Below are 13,202 nucleotides of genomic sequence, written 5' to 3' on the forward strand. Positions count from 1 at the left end.
GTTTTTCATCATTCTGTGTAAACCTTGAGACAACCTTGCCGCCGCGCTGAGCATCTTTACTGGCCGCTGAAGGTCACCACTGTATTGATCACGGCCGGCCCCAGAATGGCAATGAAGAGGACCGGAAAAATAAAGAACAGCAGCGGGAAAAGGATCATGACGGGCAGCTTCATGGCCTTTTCCTCGGCCCGCTGGCGCCGTTTGACCCGCATGACCTTCGCCTGGACGCGCAGGACCCGGCTGATGGCGATTCCGTACGTGTCCGCCTGCACCACGGCCTGCACAAAGCTGCGCAGTTCCGGGATGCTGGTCCTCTCGGCCAGGGCGATGTAGGACTCGCGGCGGCTGCGTCCCACCTGCATGTCCTGCAGGGTGCGGACCAGCTCCTCTGCAAGGGGGCCCTTGCCGTTCTCGCCTGCCCGGGCCATGGCGCCTTCAAAGCCCAGCCCAGCCTCAACCGAAATGAGCATCTGGTCCAGGGTGTTGGCGAGTTCCAGCTGCATGGCCTTCTGCCGTTCCTTGCCCTTGCTGTATAGCAGAAGGTCCGGGATGAAGTAACCAAGGAAGAGGACGAAGAGTCCCGCGAGTTTCATCATCGGGCTGCTTCCCACCGCCGCCAAGTAGCCGCCCAAGGCCACCCCGACCAGGCCGAGGCCCAGCTTGGACCCAAGCACCTTGCCCAGCGGCATCGTAACGGGCCTGCCGGCGAGGGACAGCAGCCGGTCCAGGAATGCGACATAGGCCGGGGGAGTCACGCGCCTGCCCAAGGTTTCGAGTAGCCCCGGTGCTCCCACTGGTGCAGCGGTGACTGCCGGTGCGCCGCGCGAGAGTAGCTCGGCGGCGGAGGTCCGGCCCTGCTTGTCCACGGTCAGGACAGACCAGGCAAGCCCCGCAAGGGGCAGGCAGACCAGAAGGACTGAGAGCAGGATGGTCAGGTTCATGTGTCCTCAGAACTTCAGGTCGATGATCTTGCGCATCCAGAGCGCGCCGATGGTCATCAGGACGAACGAGGCTCCGATCATCACCCAGCCCAGGGGATGGGTGAACATCGAATTCATGTAGTTGGGGCTGACGGAAAGCAGCATGGCAACGATACCGAACGGCATGGCTATGAGGATGTAAGCCGAGAACTTGCCCTCGGCGGCGAGTGCCTTAATGTGGCCTTTGATCTCCCCACGCTCGCGGATGGTCTCGTTCACCTGGTCCAGCACCTCGGCCAGGTTGCCGCCGACCTCCCGGTTGATTTGGATGGCCTGCGAGATCCACACGAAGTCCTCGTTCTTCATCCGCTCGGCGGTGTCGTTGAGGGCGGCCAGCAGGTCGCGGCCCAGGCTGGTTTCGGTGATTACACGGCGCATCTCTTCCGACGTTGGCTTCTGCGATTCCACGGCGGCGGCATCGATGGCGCGCAGGATGCTGTGGCCGGCACGGAGGCCGCCGGAGAGCAGTTGCAAGGTGTCGCCGAGTTGGCCGTCGAACGCTGCACGACGCCTGCCGCTCAGGAACCCGAGGACAAGCTTCCCCACGAACGGAGCGAGCAGCGCGAGCAGCAATCCGAGCAGTGGGCCCACAATCACGGCTCCCACCAGCATCCCGACGCACGCGCCGATGCCCACCAGCAGGAAGAATTCGGCCTGGCTTTGGCGCAGGCCCGCATTCTCCAGCTCCGCGCGGGAGAATAGCCTGACGTTGCGGCCACCGAGCAGCCGTTCGAAGGACCTGACGCCTGACAGTGCCAGCCGGGACAGGGAGGATGGCGGTTCCGGTTCAAACGGACGACGGCGGTCCAGCGGCACTGTAGGGGCGCTTGGCAGAAGGATGGCCACGCCGAGGAGGCAGATAGCAGCCAGGAGAAAGACGCTTCCAATGGCGATGATCATGGCCGCGTCCCTACTTGGCGCCCGGGGACAGCGGACCGGCAAAGACGCCCGGCGATACGTGGATTCCCAAGTCCTCGAAACGGTCAATGAACCGGGGCCGGATGCCGGTGGCCACGGGCCTCCCGAGGAACCGCCCCTGGGCGTCCACGCCGGCCGAGTAATCGAAGACGAACGCGTCCTGGAGGGTGACAATGTCGCCTTCCATCCCCTGGACCTCGGTGACGTGCGTGATCCGGCGGGACCCGTCACGGAGCCTGGAGATCTGCACGATCAGATTCACCGCGGAGGCGATCTGTTCGCGGATGGCCCGCAGCGGGAGGTCCATGCCAGCCATCAGCACCAGGGTTTCAAGGCGGGCCACGGCGTCGCGGGGGGAGTTGGAGTGAACCGTGGACAGGGAGCCGTCGTGGCCGGTATTCATGGCCTGGAGCATGTCCAGTGATTCGCCGCCACGGACCTCACCAACCACAATCCGGTCAGGACGCATACGAAGCGAGTTGCGGAGGAGCTCACGGATGGTCACCGCGCCCTTGCCTTCGGTGTTGGGCGGACGGCTTTCCAGCCGAACGACGTGCTCCTGTTGGATCTGTAGTTCCACGGCGTCCTCGATAGTCACGATGCGTTCGTCAGCCGGCAGGAAGGATGACAGCACGTTCAGCAACGTCGTCTTGCCGGTTCCGGTACCGCCGGAAACGATAATGTTGAGCTTGGCCTTGACACAGGCGTTTAGCAGCTCCGCCATCTCCGGCGTCAGGGTGCCAAAGTTTATGAGGTTTTGAACGGTCAGCGGAGTTTTGCTGAACTTACGGATGGTCAACGAGGAGCCCCCCACGGCAAGGGGCGGAATGACGGCGTTGACACGCGAGCCATCCTCCAACCGGGCGTCCACAAGCGGCGAGGACTCGTCGATGCGGCGGCCTACCTTGGACACGATGCGTTCGATGACCTTGCGCAGGTGCTCTTCGGAACTGAACCGGGACTCAGTGAGAACCAGCTTCCCTTTGCGTTCCACGTAAATCTGGTCCATGCGGTTAACCATGATTTCGGTGACTGCGGGATCGTCCAGCAGCCGCTGGAGGGGGCCGTAGCCCAGCACGTCGTCTGCGACGTCCTGGACCAGCCTGGTCCGCTCCTCCGGCGTCAGCGGTACCTGTTCCGCGTCAATGATCCGGGTAAGCTCCTCTTTGGCTGTGCTCCGGAGTTCCTGCTCAGTGACTGCACCATCATTGAACCGGGTGCCCATCCGCTCGAAAAGTGCGGTTGCGGCCCTGAGCTTCATTGCTGCGAAGACATCCACGCCCGGTGCCTTAGGCACAAAGGAAGTGCCGGCCTCGTGCGTTGGATGCGCGACGGCGGTGATGCCGGGAGAGCGAGCTTCCGCACGTTCGGCGGGGGACGGGGAAGGCGCGGTCGCAGGACGCGGCTGCTCGAGCAGCGCGGTGCCGGGTACGGATCCCGGGCTGGTGGAGGATACGTTGCGGCCTTGGACCGCGTTGATGCGCTCGGAGAGTTTCATCAGATAACCACCCTTCGGTGAAGCTTCCGCTGTGCTTGTGCTCGCCAGGCCGGATTAAAGCGCTCCACAAGCTGGCGGAGGCTTTTGACGGCGGGGTCCTTCTTCGAGTCCTGCAGGACAGGGATGCCACGGTTCGTGGACAGGGCCACCGCGCGCGACCTGGGGATGCTGACGTCAACCGGGGCGCCGATGGTGGATTCGACGTCCTGCACGTTCAGGCCTGCCTTGGCGTCCGCCATGTTCAGGACCACGTGCCGGGATTCCGGCATGATTTCGAGTTGGCGGAGGACTTCCAGGCCGGAGCGGAGTCCGCGCAGGCTGGGGATGTCCATGGCGCTCACCCAGACCACATCGGTGCATTTCTCCATTGCGGCGAGTCCGATTTCCGGCATGCCGGGGGCGGTGTCGATGACCACGTACTGGAACTCCTGGGCCAGTTGCTCCAGCAGCCGGCTGACCTGGTCCGGGGTGATGTGGTCCGCGTCCACCGGGTTGGGCGGTGCGCACAGGGCGTAGATGCCGGCCGGATGCACGGTAAGGAAGGCCTTGAGGACCAGGGAGTCCTGGGCGGCGGCGGGGGTGACGGCGTCCGTGACCGTGTGTTCGGGGTTGAGGTAGAGGCCGGAGGCGACGTCCCCGAACTGGAGGTCCAGGTCCACGATGACCACGCTCATGGGGGCGATCCGCCCGAGTCCAATGGCGATGTTCGTGGCCAGTGTGGTTTTGCCCACGCCGCCCTTGGGGGAGAACACGCCGATGACCAGGCCCTTGCCGTTCCCCGACTGTTGTGCCTCGGGGCCGCGGTGCCGGGTGGCGAAGGACTGGCAGGCGCGTTCCAGCAGCACCCGGATTTCGGCGGCGTCCGCCTGGGGGCTGAGGATGTCCCGGATGCCCGCGCGCATAGCGTGCAACAAGCCACCGGGGTCAATGTCACTGACCAGGACCAGGCTGAGGCCGGGCAGTTGGACATCGAAGACCTTGGCGAACCGGAGTGCTTCCTCGTAGGGGACGTCCGGGCCGATGATCAGCACCTCCGGCTGCTCCTGGTTGAGGAGGGCGAAGAGTTCCGCGGGGCCCGCCGGGAGGATGTCCGAGGCGATGGTCTGGACGCTGCCGCGCAGGCCGTTGGCGACGGCGGAACGCAGCTTCAGGTCGAAGTCGCCGTTGGGGGAAAGGAGGACGAAGCGGCTCACTTATACACCGTGTCCTTCTTGGCGATGAAGCCGCCGTTGTCCTTGGCGTCGAGGGGTTCTTTGGTGAGCCAGAGATCGCCGTTGTTTGAGGAGTAAATGATCTTGGTTGCGTCGATGTCGCTCACGGCAACCGTGACCATGAGCGAACCTTGCGGAAGCGTTGTGTCCTGGGGATTGGTGCCGTCCGTGGGCTTCGCGCTTGGTAGTGCCTGCGGGGCCCGCTGGACGGCGGTAACCAAAACCTTTCGGAGGGTGAGTTGGGTGGTTGGCTCGCCTGCTTTTGCTTTTTCCGCAGCGAAGCTGAACCCGATGCCCACATGGTCGCCGGCGTCAATCCTGCCGCCCACCACACGCTTGGGTTCGAGCTCGAAGGTTACTTCCTGCATCCCTATAGGCACTTTGATGGCACCACTGGACTTGGCGTCCACCGGGTCAACCAACCGTTCGGCGAGAAGTTGCTCGCCGGGGACGAGGTCCACTGCGGCGACTTTGCCGGCGGAGGCCTCAAGGGTTTTCAGAGCGGTCTTTGAAACAGCGGTTGCTGGCACCTGCTGTTCAGTAACGGACGCCTTTACGATGTCGAGGGAAGCGCCTGCCGGTACGGCCTTGGTCACCACGAGTACCCCGATGGGATCCAGGTCCTTCATGGCGCGCTGGTCGGCACCCTGGGCGTAGGCGACGATGAGAAGCGCCCCAATGATGGCCAGCACCACTGCTGATACACCGGCCAACATACGTGACTTCAATGACTGCTCCTGTTGCTTTTAGCTATGGGGTGAGGCGCACAACTGAGGCCCCAAAGTTTGGGACGTTACCAAGTTCAAATGCTTGGGCGAGGGATACGAATTTTACGAAGTATCCACGAATCGTCTTGTTTTGGACGTTTCCGCCCGTGCTCCAGGAAATGTCGGCAAAGTGGTAGCCAGTTACATGAAATGCCGCAAAGCCTTTGACGTAGTACTTGCCGGAGGAACCCGTACCGGTGGCCACGTCATAGAGAGGGAGTAGAACTGTCTGGTCGTTCATCTGGTTGAAATCGGCAGCGCTACAGATCGTTGGGGCGCTGGCCCCGGGATCGCTCGCAAACCAGATACCCGCATTGTCGGACTGGCCGGCCGTCATCGTGACGGAGCATTTTGTTCCCGAGGTGGTGATCCACCCGAACCCGCCCGGCAAGCCACCACAACCATTCACCGCCTGCTCGAGAACCTGTACGGCGCCTTGGCTTCCGGCTGGTGGAATGTCCAGTTTGCAGTAAGCAATGGCCAAGGGAAGAATAGCGGGCCCCTTGGACGGGGTACCCCATTGCGCCGAAGCGGCAGCGGTCACTTCTGCTGAAGAGATTCCGAATATTTGAGCGAAAAAGAGGGTGACCTGGTTTGGGCTATTCCCCGTCTGCTGTGATCCTGTCGTAACGGTTACAGTCTGACTGGCCGTATCGGGCGTGGCGGACTTGATGTTACTCAGCCCGTCGGTGGCGTTGCTATTCGCAAGGCTGGCGGCGAGCGGGGAGGTACCCGTGCAGTCCGGGTCAGCGGTACTCTTAGCGCACTTCTGAGCGATGGCAAGCGCAGCCGCGTCAGCGCCGTTCCGAACCTGGGTACGTTCTGAGTACATCATCGAGACATCAACCGCCACGGCGGCAAAACCAAGCAGGGCCACCATCATTATTGCCACGATGACACTCACGGCGCCCTGTTCGGAACGGGAATTTCTGCTGATCTTCTTCAGCCGCCGCACAACATGGCTCCTTGGCCAGTCATAGTGAATGGTCCGGCGATACCCGTCAGCGTGGAGAGTGTATATGTGATTGTGACCGCAATGCGGTTGCCCGATGAGCAGGTTGTAGTGCCCGTGTCGAGGTTCTTGAAGGTGATGTTTGAATCAGCGAGAAGGGGATTTAGGGAGACAGCCGTGTTTTCGGCTGCCGTCCGAGACGCCGCCGGATCATTGGTGATGGCCATTACCCGGACCCCCTCGCGGGCCGCGGCCGAAAGCGATGCCTGGGCGTTGTAGGCCCGGCTGAATTCCATGATGCCAAGGAGCAAACTGATGAGGACAGGCACGACGATGGCGAACTCAACGGCCGCCGCCCCGCGTTCTGATGGCCTCAGCATCTGCTGCGTTCCTCTCGAGTCTGTGTTGCGATGAGTGGATTTGTACACGTGAAACAGCTTGTGCGGTGCAGTTGAGCTGCACCGCACAATAGCCGGGCGCGCTGGGCCTCGGGTCTTGCTGTAGGGGCCGGGTTTTAGAGATTGGCAGTCACATTTGTAAACATCGAGTTGAGCTGGCCACCCAAGGTGGTTACAGCGACGATGATGACGACTGCAATGAGTCCGACCATGATGCCGTATTCGACAGCTGTTGCGCCCTCTTCTTCGTGGAGACGGTTCTTGATGTTGAAGCCGAGGGTCTGAAGGGTGGCGATGAGAGACCGCATTGTGAACTCCTGAGCGAGTGGGTTTGGCTGGCCCTGCACCAGCATTAGGACGAAGTTAGCAAGGCTTGGAACGGTTGACCGGGTCTTGCAGGATTCTGTATTTTGCCGAACCCGCTGTTGTTTGCGGTCACGCCGGCGTTCGCCATGAGGAGCTGTGGCCCGGACGGTGTTCGTCGCGGGAACCCGAGCTCTTTTCGTCCCAGCTAGAGCTTGGCCGTGACGCTGGTGAACATGGTGTTCAACTGGCCGCCCAAGGTGGTTACAGCGACGATGATGACGACTGCGATGAGGCCGACCATGATGCCGTATTCGACAGCTGTTGCGCCCTTTTCGTCGTGGAGGCGGTTCTTGATGTTGAAGCCGAGGGTCTGAAGGGTGGCGATGAGAGAAAGCATTATGAACTCCTGAGCGAGTAGGTTTGGCTGGCCCTGCACCAGCACTAAGACGAAGTTAGCAAGCCTTGATGCGGTGTTGACCGGGTCTTGCAGGATCCTGTGCAAAGGCTTTTCAAGGTGTACCTTTCCTGCGCAATTGCGTGGAAAACCTTGCGGAACTGGAAGGCTTGCAGACTGGGAAGGCGAAGGCGAAGGTGGCACCAGGAATGGATGTGTTGTTTGCTGTATTCGGTGTTGTTGGGTCACACCGGCGTTCGCCATGAGGAGCCGTCGCCTGGACGGTGTCCGTCGTGGAACCCGAGCTGTTTCCACGGTGAAAGTCCTGCGCAAGTACAGGTGGTCAACGCGACAGATTCTCCGCTTGAGTCACTTCGACGGGGTGGCTGGCGTATTCGCAAAGGCTTTTCAAAGTGCATGTTTGGTGAGCAATCACCCGGCAAACCCTGCGATATCGGAAGGATGGCCCAGTTCCGAAAAGGACAGAAGCTGTGCGGCCACTGTCCGCCGTTACGGCAGCAACTTGTAAAACTGGGCACTCCCGATTTGTTCGGCCCGGTAATGGCCTCTCACCCAGTCCACGATTCTTGCCGACTCTCCGCGGCCCTCAAGGGTCAATGGTGGCAGGTCCTGTATGACTACGGACGCCACCTGGTGGTCGGTGACCATACGCTGAAACTGTTCCAGGGTCGGGAAGGGATCAGTACCATCGAAACCGCCAAGCGGCAGCACGGAGCGTAAGCTTGCCAGCTGATAGTTAGCCGCTGTCTCGGAGCCCACCATGGCCGCCGACCACTTGCTGGTGGCCGGCGTGGCACGGAGGCGCGAAACGATTCCGGATTCTGGCAGGTTTCCGAACATGACAGCCATGAAACTGGGTGGCACGTCCGAACCCATCTGCTGACGGTCGGGGTGGTCGGTGCGCACGCCGAGGATACTGGGGCCAGCCACGACGCCTGCACCCTCGTGGGGACTCAGGACTGTATTGACGGACCAAACGGAAGGACCGGCCAATAGCGCGACAGCCAAGAGGCTCGCTGGCACGTTCCGGAGGGCTGGAAACGGGGGCGGGACCGCCAGAAGGGTGATGGCCAACGACCAGACCAGGAGCGCCACAAGAGGACCTTGCGGAAAATCAGCGGTTGAACGATTCGCCGAGAGGAAGGCCAGAACCATCGTTGCCAGGAGCGTCCCGGCCAGCACCCAGCGTGCGTTTGGCTGGTCACGAAGCCGGTACAAGTGCAGCAGACCCGTCCCTGCGAGGCAGCATAACGGTGGTACAACAGTTAGGCAGTAATACGGATGGACAATACCGGACATGAATGCCAACACCGTTGAGGCGGAGAGAAACCAGAGAACGCACAGACTGAGGAACGCCCGATATCGCCGGCTACCGCTCCGCCGCTTGATGTGCCAGATGGCAATGCACATGCCTGCTACGGCCAGAGGCAGGAACCAGCCGAACTGGCCAGAGAATTGCGGTTGCAGGAAACGCTGAAATCCTGGATCGAGTTTTTCCGCCAGGCTCGCGGTGCTGGGAGACATAGTCCGGCTGGCGTCCTCACCGGTCAGGCGGTCCAGGCCGTTGTAGCCCAAGCTCAATTCCACCGCGCTGTTAAGACGGGATCCTCCGACGAAGGGGCGGCTGGCCGCCGGGACCATCTGCACAAGGACAAACCACCAGCCGCCCGTAACCAATGCTGTTAACAGGGCAGCCGCGACGTGCAGCACGCGTTTCACAAGTGGACCGGTGGCAAAAGCGAGATAGGTAACAGCAACCGCAGGCAGGACCAGTGCGATTTGAAGCTGCTTCGTCAGCAAAGCAGCACCGGTGAGGCCACCGGCCAATATCAGCCACCGAACCTTGTCGCTGCGGATAGACGCCAACGCAGCATAGGCCACGCCGATCATCAGCAAGGTGAGCAATGCATCCGGATTGTTATAGCGGAACATCACCACTGCAACCGGGGTTATGGCGAAGAATGTCGCTGCGAGAAACCCCGCGGTGCTTCCGACATAAGTGCGGACCATGCGGTACATCAGGAAGACGCTCGCGACGCCCATCAATGCCTGCGGCACCAAGATGCTCCAGGGATTCAGACCGAAGGCCCAGACGGAAGCCGACATTAGCCAGAGGCTGAGAGGAGGTTTATCGACGCTAATGGCGTTGCCAGGATCCGAGGATGAAAAGAAGAATGCCGTCCAATCCTGTGAGCCTGCCATGGCAGCCGCTGAATAGTACGAATTCGCCCATCCGTTGCGGTCCAGGCCCCAAAGGTAGAGCACCGCTGTCAGGGCCAGGAGGGCCCACAGCATCCAAGTCTCCCTCCGGCGCCCCGAGGATGCCCGATGTGCCGCAAGGGGGGTTTGGCGTGATTGAAGCACCTGCGCTCGAAGCTCAGCGGGGTCCGACGGGTCGGGTGTCAACGCCGTCAAGAGGCGCGTACCGCTTGCGCGCTGGATGCCACAACGCGGCGGGCTGGATCAGTGCCGGGAACACGGAAAACCCAGACGCGCAACATGACGAAGCGCATGAGGGTCGCGAGGATATTAGCCCCTGTCAGTGTCACGAGCTCCATGGTAGGGGAAGCGTGCGGTGCGGAAGTGTGCAATATCAGCAGCGACGATGATGTTATTGACCAGGCCAGCGTAAAAACAACAAGTCCCTGAAACTGCTGGGTAAAGAGCCTGTCCGGGCCGTTCATGCCGAACGTAAAACGGCGATTAGCGGCTGTATTACCCACCGCCGTCAGGAGGAGGGCGAGAAAGTTGGCGGGTTGGGGGCCAAGAGGCTCCTGGAACAGCACATATAGCAGTGCAAAGGCCACAGTGGATATGGCTCCGACAATGCCGAACCGGATAACTTGCCCAAAAAAGCTGGGCCTCGACTGTGCGACCATGGGGCGCCGCCCCAGCTCGGCATATATCGCTTGGACGGGAATGGACCCTTTCACAAGGGAGCCAGCAACGCGGACCAGTCCGCGAATGTCGTCAGCTGCTGTCTGCATGATGTCAACCCGACTGTCCGGGTCGTCGACCCAGTCCACTGGGATCTCGTGGATCCGAAGGCCCGAGCGCTCCGCGATTATCAGCAGTTCCGTGTCAAAAAACCATCCGTTGTCCTCAATATGGGGAAGGAGTTTCTTGGCGACTTCAGCCCGGACGGCCTTGAAACCGCACTGGGCATCGGAGAAACGAACCTGCATAGTGCGTTTAAGCAGAAAGTTGTATGAGCGCGAAATGAACTCACGCTGCGGCCCGCGGCTTACGCGGGAGCTCTGGCCAAGCCTCGTGCCAATGGAGATATCGGAGTGGCCTGACAGCAACGGGGCGACAAGCGGCGGCAGTGCCGCGAGGTCCGTGGAGAGGTCGACGTCTACATACGCCAGGACTTCCGCGGCGGAAGAAGTCCAGGCATCACGGAGCGCCCATCCGCGGCCCTTCACATCAAGCCGCCGGTAAGCGACATTTGACATACTGGCGGCCAGGCCAGCCGCAATGACTGGTGTCTCGTCAGTGCTTGCGTTGTCGGCGATGGTAATCTGCCACGTCACTGACATTTCGTGACGCAGATAATTTGCGAGTTTAGTGATGCTCTTTTCGAGTACGGCTTCCTCATTGAAAACCGGTACAACAATTTCAAGCGCCAGGCCCCCGTGGCTAAGTTTCATGTTAGGTATGCTATAGGCGCACAGGGAGGGCTTCCGGGCAGAATGTCGAAACTTGGGGAATACTGATGAACTACTTGGGGAATCCTTGAACTCTTGGCTTACTGCTCTGCCGGGCTTTGGAATGGCGGCGGCGGTGCTCTTGTTGCCAGGGCTGCTTCTCGGCTGGACGCTGGGGTTGCGGCGTATTTGGATGATGTCACTTGCGCCGGTCCTGACTGCGTCACTTGTTGCAGTCTCCACCTTGGTTTGCTGGTGGGTGCACATTGACTGGCAGTTGGGCGTGTTCACCGTATCCGTCGTGGTGTGCGCCGGAGTTGCGCTTGTCCTTGTCCGCGTAACGGCCAGGCTTTGGCCGAAGTACTTTAATTGGGATCCCGCAGAGAATTCGGCAGGCGCTGCATACTGGCTTGCCTTACTCGCCAGCGGGATCCTTCTGACCCTGCGCTATGCCCAGATTGTCGAGGACCCGGCCAACATCAACCAAGGCATAGACACGCCATTTCACCTTAACCTCGTCCAGCAGATCATTGATTCCCAAGACGGTTCACCCTTCTCTGTGAGGGAGCTGATGGGGGAAGGAGGCGGTTTTTACCCTCAAATATGGCACGCGCTTGCTGCCCTTGTGGCAGAGGCGGCAGGGTTGCCCGTGGTCGAGGCATCGAATGCCCTAAACTTCGCCGTCGTAGCCTTGGCATGGCCGAGCGGTGTACTTCTCCTGGTCCATGTCGTGGTTGGTCCTAAGATGATCGCCTTGCTGGCTGCCGGTACTGCGAGCGCAGGATTTTTCGCTTTTCCTTTTACTGTCATGCAGAGCCAAAAGAGCGACTTCGGTCCGCTGTTCCCGTATATGCTCGCTGTCACTTTCCTGGCTCCCCTGCTGACGGTATCGGCCTCGTTACTTGGGTTCGGCCGGACACCGATGCCTTGGCCGCTAGGCCTCACGACACTGGTTGCCGGACTGCCCGGTCTTGTGGTCACACACATGTCGGCGCTGGTAGCCCTTGTTGCGCTTACATCGGGTTTCGCTGCCATGGCCGCCGTACGTTCGTTCCGGCAACTCAAACAGAGGAAGTCCGATCCTCTTGCCTACCTCCAATGGACAGCACTTTGGACGAGCGTATTTTCCCTTGGCCTGGTGGTCTGGGCCGTGGTGCGGCCGTGGACCACCACCTGGGATCCGATTGACACCCCAGCGGCGGCCATAGGCAGTGTCCTCGTAGTGGCTCCTACACACGGGGACGTCAGCTGGAGCCTTGCGGTGGTCACACTGCTGGGAACCGCCATCATGTTCAGACGCCCAACCGGACGGTGGTTTCTGGCCGCGTACGGAGGCGCCGTCACGCTTTACCTGGTGGCGGCCTCATTACCACAGCCGCTCGCGAGGCAAATCATTATTGGTGCGTGGTACGGGGACCCACCCCGGCTCGCTGCCCTTCTGCCGATGTTCTGGGCTGTGTTTGTCGGTCTGGCAGCGACGTGGCTCTTTGAAGACATCGCCTCCAGCTACCGTGTCAGATGGTTTGTTGCCGCTGGCATCGCAGCCGCGGCCGCTACTACCGTGATGTGGCCAACAAATTCTCAAACCACGCCGGGGAGGGAACGAACCTACGCTCTTACAGCAGACTCACCCTTGCTGAGCCCCGATGAACTTGAATTGCTGGGCCGTCTTAGTGCCGAAGTCCCGGAGGGTGCGGTGATGGCCAACAACCCGTGGGATGGTAGTTCCACAGCCTTCGCCATCGCGAACCGCCGGGTACTCTTCCCGCACGCATACACAGGTTCGAATCCGGACCGTTTGCTGGTGGCCAAGACACTAAATCAAGCCACGGCCGGCTCAGAGGCTTGTGCGGCTGCAAAGAGGGAGAATGTTGGATTCCTCCTTGATTTTGGCGAGCACTACATTGATCCGCTGCGCACCGAGGTGAATGATTTTCCGGGCATTAGCGTTCCCCCGGATTCGTCGGCATTCGTCAAAGTCGACCAACAAGGCTCCGCCATCTTGTATAGATTCGTGGGCTGCGACCTCTAGTCCGCGATCTCCATGGAAACGATCCGAAGAGGAAACCGCCCTCCTATGGTTTCTGTCGGTAAGCCAGCTGCTCGTTTC

At 60.9% G+C, this 13,202-nt stretch carries 12 protein-coding genes; 1 reads left to right on the forward strand and 11 read right to left on the reverse strand.

Annotated elements, in window-relative coordinates:
• Nucleotides 1–56: 56 nt before the first annotated feature.
• The 11 genes from AC6JAM_RS14850 to AC6JAM_RS14900 all read right to left on the reverse strand — a co-directional run bounded on the left by AC6JAM_RS14850 (nt 57) and on the right by AC6JAM_RS14900 (nt 11,095).
• The gene (locus AC6JAM_RS14850; RefSeq protein WP_056388950.1) at nt 57–941 is read right to left on the reverse strand and encodes a type II secretion system F family protein; all 885 of its coding nucleotides are present in this window, start codon (nt 939–941) and stop codon (nt 57–59) included.
• A 6-nt stretch (nt 942–947) separates the two neighbouring features.
• Nucleotides 948–1,880, reverse strand: a complete 933-nt coding sequence (locus AC6JAM_RS14855; protein WP_056388953.1) for a type II secretion system F family protein — start codon at nt 1,878–1,880, stop codon at nt 948–950.
• Between the two features lie 10 nt (nt 1,881–1,890).
• Entirely contained in the window at nt 1,891–3,396 is a 1,506-nt protein-coding gene (locus tag AC6JAM_RS14860) for a TadA family conjugal transfer-associated ATPase (RefSeq protein WP_056388956.1), read from the reverse strand.
• Nucleotides 3,396–4,589 carry a CpaE/TadZ family protein gene (locus AC6JAM_RS14865; protein ID WP_056388961.1) on the reverse strand — a complete coding sequence of 398 codons (1,194 nt, stop codon included), beginning with the start codon at nt 4,587–4,589 and terminating at the stop codon, nt 3,396–3,398. The genes AC6JAM_RS14860 and AC6JAM_RS14865 overlap by 1 nt, the downstream gene beginning before the upstream one ends.
• Nucleotides 4,586–5,335, reverse strand: a complete 750-nt coding sequence (cpaB, locus tag AC6JAM_RS14870) for a Flp pilus assembly protein CpaB (RefSeq protein ID WP_263422480.1) — start codon at nt 5,333–5,335, stop codon at nt 4,586–4,588. The genes AC6JAM_RS14865 and cpaB overlap by 4 nt, the downstream gene beginning before the upstream one ends.
• 22 nt (nt 5,336–5,357) lie before the next feature.
• A complete protein-coding gene (locus AC6JAM_RS14875) occupies nt 5,358–6,329 on the reverse strand; it encodes a pilus assembly protein TadG-related protein (RefSeq protein WP_223992276.1) in 972 nt (323 codons plus the stop codon).
• A complete protein-coding gene (locus AC6JAM_RS14880) occupies nt 6,317–6,706 on the reverse strand; it encodes a TadE/TadG family type IV pilus assembly protein (RefSeq protein WP_056388966.1) in 390 nt (129 codons plus the stop codon). The genes AC6JAM_RS14875 and AC6JAM_RS14880 overlap by 13 nt, the downstream gene beginning before the upstream one ends.
• A 134-nt stretch (nt 6,707–6,840) precedes the next feature.
• Nucleotides 6,841–7,032, reverse strand: a complete 192-nt coding sequence (locus AC6JAM_RS14885; protein ID WP_056388968.1) for a Flp family type IVb pilin — start codon at nt 7,030–7,032, stop codon at nt 6,841–6,843.
• A gap of 203 nt (nt 7,033–7,235) precedes the next feature.
• Nucleotides 7,236–7,427, reverse strand: a complete 192-nt coding sequence (locus AC6JAM_RS14890) for a Flp family type IVb pilin (RefSeq protein ID WP_056388971.1) — start codon at nt 7,425–7,427, stop codon at nt 7,236–7,238.
• Between the two features lie 507 nt (nt 7,428–7,934).
• Nucleotides 7,935–9,740 carry a glycosyltransferase family 39 protein gene (locus AC6JAM_RS14895; protein ID WP_497935174.1) on the reverse strand — a complete coding sequence of 602 codons (1,806 nt, stop codon included), beginning with the start codon at nt 9,738–9,740 and terminating at the stop codon, nt 7,935–7,937.
• A 116-nt stretch (nt 9,741–9,856) separates the two neighbouring features.
• Complete coding sequence (locus AC6JAM_RS14900; protein WP_497935175.1) at nt 9,857–11,095, reverse strand: bifunctional glycosyltransferase family 2/GtrA family protein; 1,239 nt, start codon at nt 11,093–11,095, stop codon at nt 9,857–9,859.
• An 85-nt stretch (nt 11,096–11,180) separates the two neighbouring features.
• Between AC6JAM_RS14900 and AC6JAM_RS14905 the strand changes: the two genes are divergently transcribed.
• The gene (locus AC6JAM_RS14905; protein WP_497935176.1) at nt 11,181–13,124 is read left to right on the forward strand and encodes a DUF6541 family protein; all 1,944 of its coding nucleotides are present in this window, start codon (nt 11,181–11,183) and stop codon (nt 13,122–13,124) included.
• The last annotated feature ends 78 nt before the right edge of the window (nt 13,125–13,202 follow it).

It is taken from the genome of Arthrobacter sp. GmRoot5-12, from assembly GCF_059739365.1.